The organism is Streptomyces kryoterrae (assembly GCF_054072135.1).
In genome coordinates, this window is record NZ_CM133358.1 from 2,199,202 (window position 1) to 2,215,202 (window position 16,001).

A 16,001-nucleotide genomic window follows, 5' to 3' on the forward strand; every position below is an offset into this window, starting at 1 on the left:
CAGCCGACCGCCCGAATGTTCAGGGGGATGGGTGATCCTTCAGTGCGTGGCCGTGGCCTCGTACATCGGCGTCGCCTACTGGTCCACGTCCTTCGCCAACCCACACCACTCCACCAGGGATTCACCGAACAACGCATCGACATGAGCGTCGGGGCCGTGCTCGCCTGGGGCGCCGACGGCCACCTCCCGCTGCTGATCTCCGGCGGCATTCCCGATGAAGGCGCGATGAACCGGTCAGCTTCCGGCCATGGGTAGTGACAGGTTCTAGTAGGACTCCGTTAGGTTGCTTTGGCTCTTGGGTTTGGGCTGGTGGCGGAGGTTCTGGGCAGAGGGCGGTGGCAGGTGGTGCAGGTGCCCGTCCAGCAGTTCAGCAGGTCCTGGATGGTGTCGAGGATCTGGTAGAGGGTGAGTCCGCCGTATCGGCTTTTGGGGCCAGGCGCTGTTCGGTGAGGAAGGCGTGGGCGGCGGTGACCAGGGTGACGTGGTGATGCCACCCCGCCCAGGAACGTCCCTCGAAGTGGTCCAGGCCGAGGCCGTGCTTGAGTTCCCGGTAGTCGTGCTCGATGCGCCAGCGGATCTTGGCCAGGCGGACCAGTTCGGCCACCGGGGTGCCGGCGGGCAGGTTCGACAGCCAGTAGTCGGTGGGTGCTTCGGCGCCTTCGGGCCACTCGACCAGCAGCGTGACCTCGGGCAGGACACCGTCCCACAAGCCCTCCTGCGCGGTCGCGGCGGCCCGGGCCAGGCGGCGGGCCCGGACCCCGGCCGGCCGCACCCGCAGGGCCAGGAAGCGCGAGCGCATCGGCCCGCGGGAGCCTTCACGCCAGGTGACCTCGGTGAATGCCTGTCGCCCGTGACCAACGGCCAGAACGGACACGGAGGACGGCTTGTCCCGGTAACGGGCCTGCGGTTTGCGGCCGTTCCCGGACCAGGCCGGGGCGGCGGGCTGCGCATGGTGCGGGTGCACGGTCACATCCGAACGGACCGCTACGACATATCCGATGCCCCGGCCGGCCAGGCCGTCGCGGAAGTCGGCGTTCTGCCCGTAGCCGGCGTCGGCCACCACCACCGGCGGCACCAGCCCCCACCCGGCCAGCTCGTCGAGGGTGTCCAGGGCCAGGCGCCACTTCTCCCGGTGCCCGACCTCATCGGGCACCTGGCAGCGAAGCCGGCGTTCGGCGTCGCTGTCCCACTCCCCGGGCAGGAACAGCCGCCACTGAAGCGGGACGGAGGCGGCATCGGTGACCGCGTGCACGCTGACCGCCACCTGACAGTTCGCCTGCTTGCCCAGGGCCCCGCAGTACTGGTGAGCCACAGCGACCGACATCCTCCCGTCCTTGGGAAACGACACGTCGTCGATGGCCCAGGCATCCGGGCCGATCAGCGGCACCATCCGTTCCGCGATCCGCCGCCGCACCGGCACCGGATCCCACGGCGACTGGTTCACGAACTGCTGCAGGTTCTGCTCGTTGCCGTCCGGCAGCCGCGCAGCCATGGCCTGGATGGACTTGCGCCGCCCGTCCACCATCAGTCCCCGCAGATAACAGCCGCCCTTGGCCCGCTGGTCCTTGCGCGGCACCGAGGAGAACACATCAGCCACGAACAACGCCAACTTCGCCCGAGCACGGTTCACTTCATGTGCGTCCACACACCCACCATGCCGCTGAACACCACCGACAGAAAGACCTAACGGAGTCCTACTAGCCCTCAGCAAACCCGCCAACAACGAATCAACGAACCGCTGCCACCTGTATCTTCGAGCTACCAGCCTCGCCACCCATCGATCAAAGCGCGTCGGCCGGGCCGATGCGCAACGCCCCCACACAAGCGCAGCGATGGCCTCCGGCTGTCTGGCCGGGCTCGCCATCAAACGCCCAGGGTCATCGCCTGGGAGTGGTCCGTTTCGTCCCTGACGGTCGTGAGGCGTCGGTGAGGTTGGCGCCGGTGTCGGCGTCCCGCTGGGAGTGGTTGGTGCCGTGCCAGTCCAGGCACATGACGGTCGCGTCGTCCTGCAGGTGGCCGTCGTTGGCGTCGACGATCGCCGCGATGAGGGTGCGGGCGGCCTCGCGGGGGTGCAGCGCGCGGGTGCGCACGATCAGGTCGGACAGGTTGAGGCTGCCTGGGTTGTGCTCCAGCATGCCGTCGGTGAGCATCACCAGCCGGTCGCCCGGCCGCAGGTCCAGCGACTGGACCCGATAGGTATGAGGGGCGTCGAAGCCGAACGGCATGTCGACCGTCGGAGTGATCTCCCGCACCTCGCCGTCCCGCATCCGCAGCGGCCAGGGGTGCCCGGCGTTGACGAACTCGGTCTTGCCATCGATCAGGCTGATGCGCAGGAGCTGGCCGGTGACGTAGCCCTTGTTACCGTGCTCGCGCATGGCCTGGTCGGCCTGGCGGGCCTGTTCGGCGAGATCGGCACCGGCCCGCCGGGCCCTGCGCAGGGCGCCCACCGCAATGGTGGCCAGCAGCGCGGCGTCGACATCGTGACCCATGGCGTCGGTGACGGAGAGCTGGACGCTGTCCCGGTCGATGACGTAGTCGAAGGTGTCGCCCCCGACGTGGTCGGCCGGTTCCAGCGCCCCGGCGACCGCGAACTGCGCGGCCTCGCACGCCAGCGCATCCGGGAGCAGCCGGTGCTGGATCTCCGCGGCCAGGCTCAGCGGGGTGGTGCGGCGGCCCCACTGGTACATGTCGGTGTAGGACCGGTTCGCGATGACGATGTACGCCAGCGCGTGCGCGGTCTCGCCGATCTCCCGCATCACCTCCGCGTCCGGCGCCACGGGCAGGAACAGTTCGAGGAGCCCGATGGCGTCCCCACGGTTGGTCACCGGCGCGACGATCCGCACCAGCGCGCCCTCGCCCTTGTCCTCCAGGCCCGGCCTCTGGGTGCGGATGACGTCGTCGTACAGCGTGCCCCGCAGCTTGATCCGCCGGGCGGGCTCACCAGTGTCGACACTGCCCGCCGCCCCCAGCCGCACGACTGAGCTGCCGGTGAAGTCGGTGATGAGGAACGACACCGACACGGCCCCGAGGCGCTCCTGGAGCATGCGCGCGACCACGTCGAGCGACTCCACAGGCGCCGCGGCCTCCGCCGCCTCCAGCGTCCCCGCCAGAGTCATCGCCCGGCCCAGGCGACTCTCGTCCCCGGGAGGACGAGCGGCCCGGCCGCCGTTCGGCCTTCCTACGGTCATGCGACTCCTTCATTGCTGGATGACGCTCGGGACTTCGCCCAGAAAGACGCGGAAAACCTGTTCCGAGCCCGGTACCCGGACAGGTCACATGCACCACCGGACTCGACTTCTGCCCGCTACGTACACCGTCATGTCGCTGCGAGGAGGATGGCAGTGTAATGCGCGGTGAAGGCGGCGATGGTCAGGGCGTGAAAGACCTCGTGGAAGCCGAACCAGGCCGGTGAGGGGTCGGGGCGCTTGAGTCCGTAGACCACGGCGCCCGCTGTGTAGAGCTGACCGCCGGTCGGCACCGTCGCCGCCGTTTGGGCTGGGGCGGGTTGATCCCGCCGTGCACCCTCTACAGGTATGTCGGCCGTGACCCCATCGTGATCAATGGAGGGAAGGAGATTTCCACCCTCCCGGCGGCTGGACTGCGTCCACAGGGCGGGGCCCGCCGTAGGGCGATCGGCCGGGCGCAGCAGGCACCCGGCCGGCGAACAGGCAGGGAGCCGTGTCGAGGAGCGAGCCGGCCGAGGATCCCGCCGTCGCCCCCACCCCCGGGGCCGGGCCCGAGCATCAAACTCCATGGTGCGCCAGAGGGGCGGCGGGACAAGGGGCGCAGCGCGCCTATGCCGGGTCTTCAGCAGTCAGCTGGCGTTTGGTGAGCCGGTGCCACCAGTGGCGGCGTCGGGGATGCACTGCGAGACCCATCCGGCGGCCGATCAGCAGGTAACCGATGAGGGCACCCGTGGTGTTGAGCAGTACATCATCGACGTCGAAGGCGCGCCCGGTAATGAGGGCGCCCTGGACGAGTTCGACGAAGATCATCACGAAAGCGGTGGCCGCCGCTACGCGGACCAGTCCTCGCGTTCGGGGCACCAGTACCGGCAACAGCACACCGAACGGTATCCCCATCACGATATTGCCGCCGAGCTGCTTGACCGTGTCAGGAGCCATGGGGTGCGCGAGGTACGCACGGATGGAGTCACCGGGGCGCAGGTTATTGTGCGTCAGCGGCACGGATGCTGCCGAGGGTTCCAGAGTCAGCCGGGCCAGAACCACCGCGAATACGACCGTCCCCGCGAAAGCCAGCATCATGGCCAGCACCCGACCGAACGTGGACAGGGGAGGCTTTCCGGGAACCCACTCCCCACGATCCTCAGCGGTCTTGTCACGCAGGACTATCCGCGCCATTACGAGCTCCCAGCCAGGGGTAGTTTGCTTGGACGTTCCGATACCCGAGCTGTGGAGCGGCCCGCTGGGCGGCGGTTCACGCAGGGACCGTACGTGTCCGTACAGTCGCCTCGCCCAGAAGATGGTGAGCATGGGCCGCAACAGCGCATCGTCGGGTACCTCAGCGACCGCGGCGGACATGACCACGGATCAGTTCTGATTGTGTCATGGCCGCGTTCGGCCCGATGCCGGGTTGTTTTAGTGCCTCAGGCACTGACGACCTCCAGGCCGTGCTGGCCGATCCTGTCCGGTGTCGACTGGCGCTCCTGCTCCTGGCGCTCGCGTTCATCCGAGCGTGCCCGCTGCTCCGCTTCGAGCGCCCGGTACTTGCAGTCGTCACACAGATGCGGGTGGCCGTCCCCGCGATCCCATTCGACCGCGGTGCTGGCCTTCCACCGGTCGTCGGTGAACTTCTGCCCGCAGTCCTCTGCACGCCGGGCGCTGCACCTCGCGTTCGGCGGCTTCCTGCGCTTGGCGGCGCCGCGCGTCTTCGGTGCGGCGGGCGAGGAAGGCATCCCGGCGGGGATTGCCGATCGCGTCCCACAGGTTCTGTCGGCCCTCACGGCCGAAACGCCAGAACACGGGCCCGGCCGGGCCGTGCTCGCGCAGCAGCTCCAGCGTGGTCGCCACGATCGGCATCTTCCCGTCGTAGACGCGGAACCCACCTTCGGCCCACCGGCCCTGCCAGTGCTCGCGGGTGAGGCCGGCGGCTGCCTGCCCGGCAGCCCGGCAGCCCGGCCGGCCGCGCCAGCAGGCGCATCAGTCGCGGGGGTACGCAAGGTGCCGAGCGGGGTGCCGGGCGGGAGGCGAACTCCCGTCCCGTACCGGCAGCTGGGCATCTTCGGCGATCATGCCCATATTCTTGAAATCGGCGGAAGAGTACGGTCCGGCGCGTCGCCGTGCAGTGCGGGTCAGACGCCGACCGTGTACAGCGATGCGGTGCGGCGGTATGCGGCGTTGATGCGCTGGGCTTCCTCGAGCTGGTCCTCGAGGGCAATGATGCGGCAGGCGGCCTCGATGGGGGTCCCGTGGTCGACGAGTTCCCGGGCGCGGGCGGCGATGCGCAGCTGGTAACGGGAGTAGCGACGGTGCCCGCCCTCGGAACGCAGCGGGGTGACGAGGCGGGCTTCCCCGATGGCACGCAGGAAGCTCTGGGTGGTGCCGAGCAGTTCGGCAGCCCGGCCCATCGTGTAGGCGGGGTAATCGTCGTCGTCCAGACGGCCGTAGGAGTCGTCCGCTGTCATCTCACCTCTCTGTGGAACACAGGGAGGGGCCCTGGTGCCATTGGCACCAGGGCCCCGAAGGAACTGCTACACCATCTGCCGGCCCTGGTTACCGCGCCGGCCTACTGTTTCCGCACGCCCGACCGGACTGCTGCCGGGAATGCTGGGATCGCGGTTGCTCGACCGGAGACCACCTCACTATCGATGTCCTGCGGTACCCGGGCTCAAGATGTCCACCCGGGCGATCCTGATGGCGCTCGGCTCCTCCGTTCTTCCCTCTGGGATCAACTCGCTTTAAAGGGGGGGAATGCGCACTGCTGGTGATGCGAACTGCTCAGTGGCCTGAGAGAGCACCACTCTTCGGCAGCCAGCCCCGTTCGCCTGTCCTGCGTCTGCTCTGGCTTGGAACCCCACTGCCGAACCTCCCGGTGCGCGCGCCCGCAGCCGACGCCTTCACCGAGGTACTGCTCACCGACCTCACTGCTGAGAACTACGAACTGCACTTACCAGTACTGCCACCGCGTCAACCGCGGTACCGCTCACGGCGGCCCCTGATCACTGCGGGCCACCCGGTCCGGCCGTCAGTCCCGTCGCCGTCCTGCAACAACCCTGGCTTCGAAACTCCACCACCGCACCGCCCTGAGCACTGCTACTACATGTACTGCCGCCCGGCAGTTCGTGTCTGCCAGGCCCTGCTGTCTCTCTGGGCTACGAGAGAAACCATAATCAGACCCACCACCGAATGTCTACTTCAGACAGCATAGATTTCCGCGCACTCAACAGTGAGAGAGGGCCGGATCGGCGTGCGTGGACGGTCAGTTGCAGCAGGCGCAACCAGGGCCGCAGCCGCATTCGTCGGCGACCTCGGGGCCGGCGGCCGGCACCGCATCAGCGGTCGCGGGCGCGCAGCAGCCCTTGCCCTGCCAGGCGTCGCGGCCTTCTTTTACAGCGACGGCGGCGATGACGAGGGCGGCTAAGGGGTCGGCCCAGGACCAGCCGAGGGTGGCGCTGAGGACCAGGCCAACCAGGAGCACGGCGGAGAGGTAGGTGCACAGCAGGGTCTGTTTGGAGTCGGCGACCGCGCTGGCGGAGCCGAGTTCGCGGCCGGCGCGGCGCTGGGCGGCGGACAGGAACGGCATGATCGCGAGGGAGAGGGCGGCGAGCACGATGCCGGGCAGCGAGCGTTCGGCCTCGCCGGTGCCGGTGCCGGTCAGGGCGCGTACGGCGTCGACGGTGACGTAGGCGGCGAGCACCAAGAACGACAGCGCGATGATCCGCAGGGTGGTCTTCTCCCGGGCTTCGCGTACGGCGTGCTCGCGGGCGGAGAACTGCCAGGCGACCGCTGCAGCCGAGGTGACCTCGATGACGGGGTCCAGACCGAAGCCGATCAGGGTGGAACGCAACTTCACCCGCCACACCCAGGACCAGCTATGGGTCGCCGACATCACCGAGCACCCCGCCTTGAGGGCAAGGTGTACTGCGCGGTCGTCCTGGACACGTTCTCGCGACGCGTGGTGGCCTGGTCGATCGATGCCTCGCCCACCGCAGCGCTGGCCACCGACGCCATGGCCCTGGCCATCGGCAACCGCTCCCCTCGGCCCGGCGGCACCATCATCCACTCCGACCACGGAGTGCAGTTCGGGTCCTGGGCATTCACCCGGCGCGCGAGGGCCTCCGGCCTGCTGCCCTCGATGGACTCCATCGCGGACTGCGTGGACAACGCGATGATGGAGCCCTTCTGGGCACGGGGGTCCAGGTCGAACTGTTCAACCGCAGACGGTGGCGGACGCGTCTGGAACCGTCCACCCCTCTCTTCGAGTACCTGGAAACCTCCATAACCGCCAGCGCAGGCAGTCCGCGCTGGGCATGCTCCGCCCGGTGGAGTACGAACTCCGCACCCCACCAGCAGCCTGAAACCACGCAACTCGACTCCATCAGAACCGGGGCATACCAGTTCACCGTCGACGCACCGATCACGAGACCAGTCATCGCCTACCGCGGAGCCACGTAGGAACCACTCGTCCAAGTGTGCTGCCCGGGCTGGTTCGCCGCGCGGCCGAGCCGGGCAGTCTGGGGGCTGGTCACGGCGGCGACACGCCTCCTCGCCTCTCCATCTGACTGTTCGACACTGAGCCGAAAGCAACGGTGTCGACTGGACGAGTGGGGCAAGTTCCGGCAGCTTGGAACCTGATCTGTGGGCAGGGAGAGGGGAACCATCGTGCGGGACCTGGCGTCGACGCTGGACCACGTCCGGACGGCGGACGGGAGGCGGCTGCGGGTCGAGTGCTCGGGGGACCCGCGTGGGCGTCCTGTATTCCTGCTCCACGGCACGCCGGGCAGCAGGGTCGGCCCCAGACCACGCCCCATGTACCTGTATCAGCGCGGCGTACTGCTGATCAGTTACGACCGCCCCGGTTACGGGGGATCCGACCGACAGCCCGGCCGCCGCGTCGTGGATGTCGTGCAGGACGTGGCCGCTGTGGCCGACGCCCTGGGCATGGACCGCTTCGCGGTCGTCGGCCGTTCCGGCGGCGCCCCGCACGCCTTAGCGTGTGCGGCCCGGCTGCCCCACCGGGTGACCCGTGCGGCCGCCCTCGTCACCCTCGCGCCGCGGGATGCGGAGGGCCTCGACTGGTTCGCCGGGATGGCACCCTCCAACATCGACGAGTTCAGCACAGCGGTCGCCGCCCCCGAGCAGTTCGAAGCCCGGCTCATCCCCCGCACCGACTTCATTCGCTCCGACCCCGCCCGGCTGCTGGAGGAACTCCGCAAGGAGATGACCGAGGACGACTGGAAGATCGTCTCGGACAGCGGCGTCCGCTCCATGCTGCTGCGCAACTACTGTGAGGCGCTGCGCAGTTCGCCGTACGGCTGGATCGACGACGCCTTCGCCCTGACCGAGCCCTGGGGCTTCGACCCGGCCTGTATCCAGGTACCGGTACTGCTGTGGCACGGCGCCCGTGACGCCTTCTCACCGGTGTCCCACTCCTCCTGGCTCGCCGAGCGCATCCCACGGGCCACGTCCGTGATCGAGCCGTCCGCAGCCCACTTCGGAGCCCTGCGCGTACTGCCCGAAGTGCTGAGATGGTCGCTCATCGACTCCTCTCCTTACGAGGCGCTCCCGCTCCAGGAGGAGGATTCCACCATCCTGTCTCAGACCGCCAGCGGCTCCAGGTCGCGGTAGATCCGTCGTTCGTGGCGCGCGGACCGCGTGATCATGTTGTCGTCGCCGAGCAGCCGCACCAACTCGCCCAGTGTCACCTCGCGCAGGCGCTCAGCCTCGTGGTTGCCCAGCGCACGCAGCGTCAGCGCCGAGTTGGCGGCTGCGGTCAAGGTGTCAGGGTGGTGCGGCCCCAGCACCGCGCTCAGGCCGGTGGCGGCCTTGTTCTCCAGGCCGTACGCCTCTTCGAAGCGCCCCTGGTCGGCCAGCACGTTGGCGAGGTTGAGGCTCGAGATCAACGTGTGCGGGTGGTCCGTGCCCAGCATGTCCCTCATACGCGGCAGGACCTTCTGCAACACCCCCTCGGCCTCCTCCACGTCTCCGCAGCCCCAGTGGAAGATGCCGAGGTTGTTGAGTGCGCCTTGCGTGTACGGGTGGGCCTCACCGGGAACCTTCATGTACCCGGCCAGCGCCTGGCGGGCGACTTCACGGGCCCGCTCCTTCTCGCTGGCGGCGTACAGGTCTGACGCAAGGTTCAAGTCGCAGGCCAGCCAATCCGGATTCGGCGAGGTGTACTGCTCGCGGTACCTTGCCAGGGTCGCGGTCGTCAGCCGTAGCGCGTCCTCCACCTGCCCCACTCTCCGCAGTGACACGGCGAGGGATTTGGCACAGCTGAGGGTGGGCGGGAAGTGCTCGCCCATGATGCGTTTGTGGTCTTCGTACGCGCGGGAGAGGATCGCCACGGACTCCTCGTAGCGGCCGATCTCACGCAGGTCGCGACCGAGGCTGGAGGCCGAGCCGAGTGTGTAGGGATGTTCGGGTCCGAGGACGACCATGCGGCGGTCGTAGACACTCTGGTCCATGGCTCGAGCCTCGTCGTAGCGGCCCACCATGCGCAACGCGAGTGCGAGGTTGTTGGCCGCGCTGAGGGTCCGCTCGTGCGACTCGTGGAAGATGTCGCGGAACCCTCTGTGCGCGGCGCTGGCCAGTTCCACCGCCGACCGGTACTCGCCGAGCGCGGCCAGGTCGCTCGAGAGACTGGACGCGGTGATGTAGGTGTGCGGATGGCTGGAGCCCAGGACCTGTCGCTGACGTTCCAGCAGCTCTTGATCGATCTCCCGGGCTTCCTGGTAGCGCCCCTGAGAGCGGAACACGTTGGCAAGCTGGCAGCGCATGTACAGATACTGCATGTCGTTCTCACCGAGGCTCTCGCTCCAGTGCTCCAGCACCTCCTCGGCCAGTTGCCGGGCGCTGGAGAGGTCCCCCCGCTTCCACAGGTACCGCACCCGGTCGATCAGCAGTCGGCGGGGTTTCGGTTCCGAGCAGTCCTGGATGCCCGAAGCCAGCAGGTGAGACCAGATGGAGTCGAAGAGCGGCCAGGTCGCCGGGTTGTCGGTGGGCTCGTCCCCGTCGGGCCGTGCACTCGCGAGGACGGTGTGCACGACGTGCCGGGCCTCTTCCCGTTCCGCCTCCGAGAGCTGTGAGCGGATCACGGCCTGGACGAGTCGGTGGATCTGGATACTGCCGCTGATCTGGTCGACCTTGGCGAGGGCGAAGCGCCCGATCTCGCGGATCACCCGTCCCAGGAGCAGACTCTCCTGGAGCGTCGGGTCCCACTCCCGCAGGGCGTCCAGCATCACTTTGTTGTAGAGCACGCGTACGGAGATCGGTTCCGGCGCCATGAAGGCGCACAGTTGAAGGAGCCGTACCGAGGCAGGCGACCGTTCGTTGAGGCGGGCGATGGAGATGTTCCAAGTGGCGGCCACCGGCTGCGGGTAGTCCTTGGGGTGGTTGAGCCCCAGCACCGCGGTGGTCTGCTCGGTCAGCTCCCGCAGGTACACGTCGGTGGGGGTGGCCGTCTGCGCGAGCCAGGCCGCGGCCTGTTCGACAGCCAGCGGCAGGTCGCCCACGGCGTCCGCCACGCGGTCCGCCTCGTCGACGCTCAGACCAGGGGCCTGCCGGGTGAGGTGTTCGACACTCTCCTGACGCGGGAACACGTCGACGGACAGGGAGGTGCCCTGTTGTGCCCACGCCTGGTTCCGGGACGTGATCAGGATGTGCCCGCCGCCGGCCGGGCAGTACCGCTTGAGCATTTCGGGGTCGTCCGCGTTGTCGAAGACGAGCAGCCATCGCGTGGTCGGCACGCCGGACGCCAGCATCTCGACGACCTCGGCGCTGGCCAGTGCCATGTCGTCGCCTCCGGACGCGCCGATTTTCGAACCGAGTTCAGCGAGAGACGCGATGATGGCGTCTTTGTGCTCCGCGGAGATCCACCACACCAGGTCGTAGTCGGCGATGAACCGGTGCACGTACTCCAGGACGATCTGTGTCTTGCCCACGCCACCGAGTCCGTAGAGCGTCTGGGGCTGGGGCAGCACGATGGAGATACCTTCGCCGAGCTGCGAGCGCAGTTGTTCCAGGACGGCGGCCCGACCCGTGAAGACGGTGTTGCGACTGGGAGCGTTGAAGATCTTCGGCATGGTCCCCGGGAAACGTGGGCTCGTCGTACCGGCGGGAACCCTCTCAGCCGTCAGTTTCAGCGCCTTGAAGACTTTTTTGACGCACTCGGTCTCGTCCACGAGGTTGAGGTCCACCGAGGCATGCTGCGGATCGGAGCCGGGCATTTGCACACGGTCCACCCTCAGTCGTGTCACCTCGGCGGGCGTCAGGCCCGGAGCGGAGTCGGTGAGGGCCCGCCACGCGGCCCGTCCGTGCCTGGCCTGCAGGAAGGCCTCCGACGTCAGGAGCAGCGTGCGCGTGGCCGGGTCCGGGCGCTCCGGGACGCTAATCGACACGTCGTGCAGGGTCACCCGCGAGCAGTAGGGTTTGAGGATCCCCTCCAACCACTCCGCCCACATACGGTCCTGGCCCGCGTACACGACGAAGACATCCGCTGCCAGGGTCGTCGGCCTGCGCCGGGTGTAGGCGGACAGACAACGCTGCCGCACCGGCTCGGGGATCGGCGGCAGCCGGGTCACCTCTCCATCGGAGATGACCTCCGTGAGGCGTTCGAAGGCGGACAGCAGCGAACTCGAGACGCCGCTCTGGTCACCAATGGCCGCGAGCATCTCCTCGTACGCGTAGTACGGGCGGTACGGGATCTCGACCGCGCCCCAGTACTCGTTCAGCTGCGCCGGGCCGAGCAGTTCCTGATCCTTCCCCTTGGGCAACCCATCGAATTTCAGACGGGCCAGCGCCCGTCCCGCGTCAGCCTTCTCCTTCTCGCCCTCATCGACCCGCATCGGAACGGGAAGCACCCGGATCCGCCGGTCGCGGTAGTCCGCCTCGACGGTCCGGGCCACGGCGGCACCACCCTCTAGAGCCTGGTCGCTGAGCGTGAAGCAGTCGACCAGGACGTCGGGCATTTGAATGGTGCAGATGTCCGCACTGTCCGACAGGCCGGTGCGGCTGTCGATGAGGGCGTAGTCGTACGACGCCTTCATGTCTTCGCGCAACGCGTCCAGAAAGATGCCGCCGCCGAGGCGGTCGTAGAAGTTGTCCCATTCGAAGGAGGACACTGTGGCCGAGTAGGCGCGGTTCTGCTGACCGGCGGACAGGAAGTCGAGTGAGCCTCCGTCGGGGAACGACAGTCCGAGGGGCTCGGGATTGAGTGAGACCGCGTGCAGCCCGACGCGCGCGTACTGCCGGTGCCAGGCGCCGGAGCGATGACCTCCGTTGATCGCCGCCCAGGAATACTCGGTGATCATGTCGATCACCCCAGGGGTGGCCGCGAGTGTGTTGGGGTCGAGGAACGGGTGGAAGAAGCGGTGAAGTCCGGGGGCTTCTAGGTCCCAGTCAACGGCCAGCACACGTGCGCCGTTGGCGGCGAGGATCCACGCCGTGTTCGCCAGGGCCATCGTGCGGCCCGTACCACCCTTGTAAGAGTAGAACGTGATAATACGTCCACTCCGGCGCGCCGTCATGCTTTTCCTCCGTTGTCGACCCCTGACACGTAGGGCAGGGAGTTGGCGGGCTCGATGGGACGAGGCCGGGGTGGGGTACCCGTCTGCGCTTCCGAGGGACTGCGGGATCGCGCGCGCGCCGGTACGCGTGGAAAACGCTCACCCGAGTAGTCCCCATTGCAGTCCGGCACCTGGGATGGCGACCGCAGCCCTGGATCTGCGAGTTGACACGGCTCGGGCGGGAGCAGGGGTCGTGAGCGCTGCTTCGATGTTGCGTCTCCAAACGCCCCCCTACCGGTTGATGCCCCGAGTGTCACCCGACAGCGGCATGTGGCCGGAACCAACACTGTGCACCACCCGACTCTCCGACGGGTGGCTCGTTTACGTCGTTCTCCACCTGTATCCGGACATCTGACGCTGAGCGGCGTCCACAGTGTCCCTCATCTCCACGAGGGTGGCCGCCTTTCCGGCGAATTTATCCTCCGTCAGGAGACCGCGCGGGAGCAGTGCCCCGATCGCGGCGAAGTCGCTGTCGTCGAGCACGATGTCCTCGTAGGAGATCCACTCGCCGCCCACCACACAGCGGTATGCCCGCGTCGGCGGCAGCGGCGCCATGCGGTACTCCGCGAGGTGGAACGCGCTACACGCCTCGAATCCCACCCGGAAGAGCAAGATCTGCGCATCTACCGCGTACAGCCGCGCCAAAGGGGACTGTTCCCCCAGATGGCAGTGCGGGTCGTGGTCGTCGAGCAGATCGCGGGCCCGGGGGCCGATCGCCGCGAACGAGGTCTGCGGATGCCCGCTGCGCACTGCGCCGGGGGTCGCCCGCACACAGTCGGCCAGCGCACCGACCGACGGGCACGGGGCGACGTCCGGCTCGAACGCCGACATGCCCGCCCGGTAGACCGCCTTCTCCTGCTCGGTCAACTCCGCGGTGAGCGCGCGGTCGCGGTCGGAGGTATCGGAGTTCTCGGGCGTGAAGGCCGGCGTGACGAGCGTCCCCTCCGGGCCGAGGACCCGCAGAAAGGCGTCACGTACCACGGCGGGAGCCAAGCCGGCACCGCTCAGGGAGGCGTGCGCCAGCAGAACGCCGCCGCGCCGGACGCCCAAGTCGCTCAGGAAGCGGACGAGTCGGGTGCCGTCAGTCATGGAAAGTCGTCCATTCCGCCCGTAGCTCGTCGGCCAAGTAGTTCCCGTTTTCCGTGAGTTCGTGCGGAGGGAGACCGGACAGCTCGCTCAGGACGCGGCCGGCCAGGACGCGCGCCGAACCGGCTTCCGGTGACGGACCAGCAGCTCTGCCGACGTACTCACTCGCCAGGTCGAGGAGTCGCCCTGCCGGGCTGCCCGGCAGATGCAGGTCGACGACCTCGCGCAAAGCGGCGAGCCTCGCCCTGCGACCGAGGCGGGGCAGCTCACGGACGAACTCCTCCGGCTCGAAGTCAGTCGCCACCCCTAGTGCGCCGCTGCCACAGGTACCCAGGCGCAGTCCGGCGCCGGCGGTGAGCGGGGTGATCGTCGTTGTCAGGGGAGCGTTGGCGCCCTCCCACCAGCCAGGCTCACGCTCGTCCAAGAGACCGTACGCCGTTGCCAGCCGACTCCTGAACGCGTCCAAGGGGCCAGGGTCGAGCGGAGGGGTGACAACTGCGGGGAAGCAGTCACGGAACGGGTCGGCGTCATCGATCAGCAGCGGCAGACCGTGCCCGAGAGGCAGCGCCACCAACGGCCGCCATCTCCTCAGGGTGAGGAAGGAGTCGCCAGGCCTGCCCGCTGCGGGACCCTCGCAGAGAACCCGGAAATCGCCCGAACCGACCCGAAATCGCACCCACCCGGGCCGTGATAGCCGTACGGTGCCAAGGGTCGGTAGGTGAACCAGGGGGGTCGACTGCTCCCAGCACAGAGTCGCCTCGACACCCGCGCGCAGCGCCGCGGCCGTACCGACCGCCATGAAGCGCGGCACATCCACCGTGCCGTCCCAGGAGCGGATCAGGGAGGGCCGGAGATAGGGATGGGAGATGACCGCATCGAGGTGGGGGGCCGTGGCCTCGTCGGAGTCCAAGCGGACCAAGAGTCTCCAGACCTCGTCCCAGCCGGCACTGCCGGCGAGCTTGGTGTTCGCCCCTGCAAGCAGCGCGCGGTCCAGCCGCAGCCGCGCTCGTCTGAGTTCGCCCACGCTCGTCACCGCCGGAGCCAGCGTGCGCTCCGTGATCCGTTCGGCGACGCCCTCGATCAGGGCGCGCAGGTCCCTGCAGTACACCGACGGGTTGTCGAAGCTCCGTCCGGTGCTGTAGCGGTGTGCGTACAGTCCTCCGCCGCAGCTGGCGAGGACTCGGCATCGCCGACAGGTGTCGCTGACCCCACTCCTGTGGACAGAGACCTCCGCGCGCTCGGTGAACTCCCGGAAGCCGTGCCGGAAGACGTTGTACCCGGTGGCGGCCGCGCCATCGTAAGCGATCTTGAGTGAGTCGGACTGCGTGATCGTGCCGTCGGTCTCTACGACCGCGATGCCACCCGGGGCGAGTCCCAGTGCTTCCGTCAGGGCGGGACCACCGCGCAGCGTACTGAGGATCGAGTCAAAGGTCCGCACGGGCACTGGGCGCCCTTGCTCGTCCCATCGGTCGAAGATCCTGAGAAGCCAGTCGGCGTAGGGCGTGGACGCTCCCTGGCGCCCCGGAGGCGGTGGTGCGTCCCAGGTCGCGTGGGGCAGAAGGTAATCGATCCCCGGTGGTTCGAGGCCGGTCAGCGCGTCGTGCACGAGGACCGGGTCGTTGGCCACGTCGACCGTGCACAACAGCCCCTGGAAAAGGTGCCGGTACTCGGGCAGGCGAAGTAGCTCGAATCCTCGCCGCACCCGTTCGTAACTGCTGCGGCCCCGGTGGTCGAGCCGGTGCCGGTCGTTCGCGACCGGGTCGCCGTCCAGGGAGAGGCCCACCTTGACGCCAAACTCCCTGAACACCTCCAAGTGTGCGCGGTTCAGCCGCACACCGTTGGTGTGAATGTGCAGATCGAGGTCGGTCGTCGGAGCCAGGGAACGGGTGAGTTCCGCGCAGATCGACCGCAACCGGGCCGGGCCCGCGAGCAGCGGCTCACCACCGTGCAGAATGACCGTGAACGACGCGAGCTGCTGCTCGTCTGCGTACTCGGAGAGCCGGCGGGCGACCTGACGGAGCGTCTCCTCGGAGATCAGCGGCGGCATCCTCCGCCAACTCTGATCCGCGTGCCGATAGACATAGCAGTGGTCACACGCCAGGTCGCATCTGCTGTGGACCTTCAGGACCAGTTCCCGGATGGCCACGTCCGTCCCCCTCACCTACAGCGC

The 16,001-nt window shown here is 68.3% G+C and carries 11 protein-coding genes and 1 pseudogene; 2 read left to right on the forward strand and 10 right to left on the reverse strand.

Annotated elements, in window-relative coordinates:
* Positions 1 to 367: 367 nt before the first annotated feature.
* From ACW4TU_RS09175 to ACW4TU_RS09205, 7 genes and pseudogenes are all read right to left on the reverse strand, one after another.
* On the reverse strand, positions 368 to 1,645 hold the full coding sequence (locus ACW4TU_RS09175) for an IS701 family transposase (protein WP_457426467.1): 1,278 nt from the start codon (positions 1,643 to 1,645) through the stop codon (positions 368 to 370).
* Positions 1,646 to 1,877: 232 nt separating this feature from the next.
* Positions 1,878 to 3,116, reverse strand: a complete 1,239-nt coding sequence (locus tag ACW4TU_RS09180) for a PP2C family protein-serine/threonine phosphatase (RefSeq protein ID WP_457429996.1) — start codon at positions 3,114 to 3,116, stop codon at positions 1,878 to 1,880.
* Positions 3,117 to 3,316: 200 nt separating this feature from the next.
* Positions 3,317 to 3,478 (reverse strand): annotated as a pseudogene (locus ACW4TU_RS09185) (hemolysin III family protein); the annotation flags it as partial.
* 316 nt (positions 3,479 to 3,794) lie between these two features.
* On the reverse strand, positions 3,795 to 4,361 hold the full coding sequence (locus tag ACW4TU_RS09190; protein ID WP_457426469.1) for a VanZ family protein: 567 nt from the start codon (positions 4,359 to 4,361) through the stop codon (positions 3,795 to 3,797).
* A 245-nt stretch (positions 4,362 to 4,606) separates the two neighbouring features.
* Entirely contained in the window at positions 4,607 to 4,915 is a 309-nt protein-coding gene (locus ACW4TU_RS09195; protein WP_457426471.1) for a hypothetical protein, read from the reverse strand.
* Positions 4,916 to 5,311: 396 nt separating this feature from the next.
* On the reverse strand, positions 5,312 to 5,644 hold the full coding sequence (locus ACW4TU_RS09200; RefSeq protein ID WP_457426473.1) for a helix-turn-helix domain-containing protein: 333 nt from the start codon (positions 5,642 to 5,644) through the stop codon (positions 5,312 to 5,314).
* A gap of 794 nt (positions 5,645 to 6,438) precedes the next feature.
* A complete protein-coding gene (locus ACW4TU_RS09205; RefSeq protein ID WP_457426475.1) occupies positions 6,439 to 7,068 on the reverse strand; it encodes a cation efflux transmembrane domain-containing protein in 630 nt (209 codons plus the stop codon).
* On the opposite strand from ACW4TU_RS09205, the gene ACW4TU_RS09210 reads away from it, so the two are divergent.
* Both ACW4TU_RS09210 and ACW4TU_RS09215 read left to right on the forward strand, forming a co-directional pair.
* On the forward strand, positions 7,054 to 7,461 hold the full coding sequence (locus tag ACW4TU_RS09210; RefSeq protein ID WP_457426477.1) for a transposase: 408 nt from the start codon (positions 7,054 to 7,056) through the stop codon (positions 7,459 to 7,461). The two genes, ACW4TU_RS09205 and ACW4TU_RS09210, sit on opposite strands and share 15 nt — an antisense overlap.
* A gap of 380 nt (positions 7,462 to 7,841) precedes the next feature.
* Positions 7,842 to 8,807, forward strand: coding sequence for an alpha/beta fold hydrolase (locus tag ACW4TU_RS09215; RefSeq protein ID WP_457426479.1), 966 nt, complete (start codon positions 7,842 to 7,844; stop codon positions 8,805 to 8,807).
* On the opposite strand, the gene fxsT is transcribed toward ACW4TU_RS09215, so the two are convergent.
* The 3 genes from fxsT to fxsBH all read right to left on the reverse strand — a co-directional run bounded on the left by fxsT (position 8,777) and on the right by fxsBH (position 15,977).
* Positions 8,777 to 12,706, reverse strand: a complete 3,930-nt coding sequence (gene fxsT, locus ACW4TU_RS09220; RefSeq protein WP_457426481.1) for an FxSxx-COOH system tetratricopeptide repeat protein — start codon at positions 12,704 to 12,706, stop codon at positions 8,777 to 8,779. The genes ACW4TU_RS09215 and fxsT overlap by 31 nt on opposite strands.
* Positions 12,707 to 13,066: 360 nt before the next feature.
* Positions 13,067 to 13,834 carry an AAC(3) family N-acetyltransferase gene (locus ACW4TU_RS09225; protein ID WP_457426483.1) on the reverse strand — a complete coding sequence of 256 codons (768 nt, stop codon included), beginning with the start codon at positions 13,832 to 13,834 and terminating at the stop codon, positions 13,067 to 13,069.
* On the reverse strand, positions 13,827 to 15,977 hold the full coding sequence (gene fxsBH, locus ACW4TU_RS09230) for a radical SAM/SPASM protein FxsBH, inactivated beta-hydroxylase extension form (RefSeq protein WP_457426485.1): 2,151 nt from the start codon (positions 15,975 to 15,977) through the stop codon (positions 13,827 to 13,829). Before fxsBH ends, ACW4TU_RS09225 begins: the two co-directional genes overlap by 8 nt.
* Positions 15,978 to 16,001 lie beyond the last annotated feature (24 nt).

What these genes read in the sequence shown, in the direction of transcription:
- ACW4TU_RS09205 (WP_457426475.1), bottom strand. Translation starts at nt 7,068, where the DNA reads ATGTCGGCGACCCATAGCTGGTCCTGGGTGTGGCGGGTGAAGTTGCGT.
- ACW4TU_RS09225 (WP_457426483.1), bottom strand. Translation starts at nt 13,834, where the DNA reads ATGACTGACGGCACCCGACTCGTCCGCTTCCTGAGCGACTTGGGCGTC.
- ACW4TU_RS09200 (WP_457426473.1), bottom strand. Translation starts at nt 5,644, where the DNA reads ATGACAGCGGACGACTCCTACGGCCGTCTGGACGACGACGATTACCCC.
- ACW4TU_RS09195 (WP_457426471.1), bottom strand. Translation starts at nt 4,915, where the DNA reads ATGCCTTCCTCGCCCGCCGCACCGAAGACGCGCGGCGCCGCCAAGCGC.
- fxsT (WP_457426481.1), bottom strand. Translation starts at nt 12,706, where the DNA reads ATGACGGCGCGCCGGAGTGGACGTATTATCACGTTCTACTCTTACAAG.
- ACW4TU_RS09180 (WP_457429996.1), bottom strand. Translation starts at nt 3,116, where the DNA reads ATGACTCTGGCGGGGACGCTGGAGGCGGCGGAGGCCGCGGCGCCTGTG.
- ACW4TU_RS09190 (WP_457426469.1), bottom strand. Translation starts at nt 4,361, where the DNA reads ATGGCGCGGATAGTCCTGCGTGACAAGACCGCTGAGGATCGTGGGGAG.
- ACW4TU_RS09210 (WP_457426477.1), top strand. Translation starts at nt 7,054, where the DNA reads ATGGGTCGCCGACATCACCGAGCACCCCGCCTTGAGGGCAAGGTGTAC.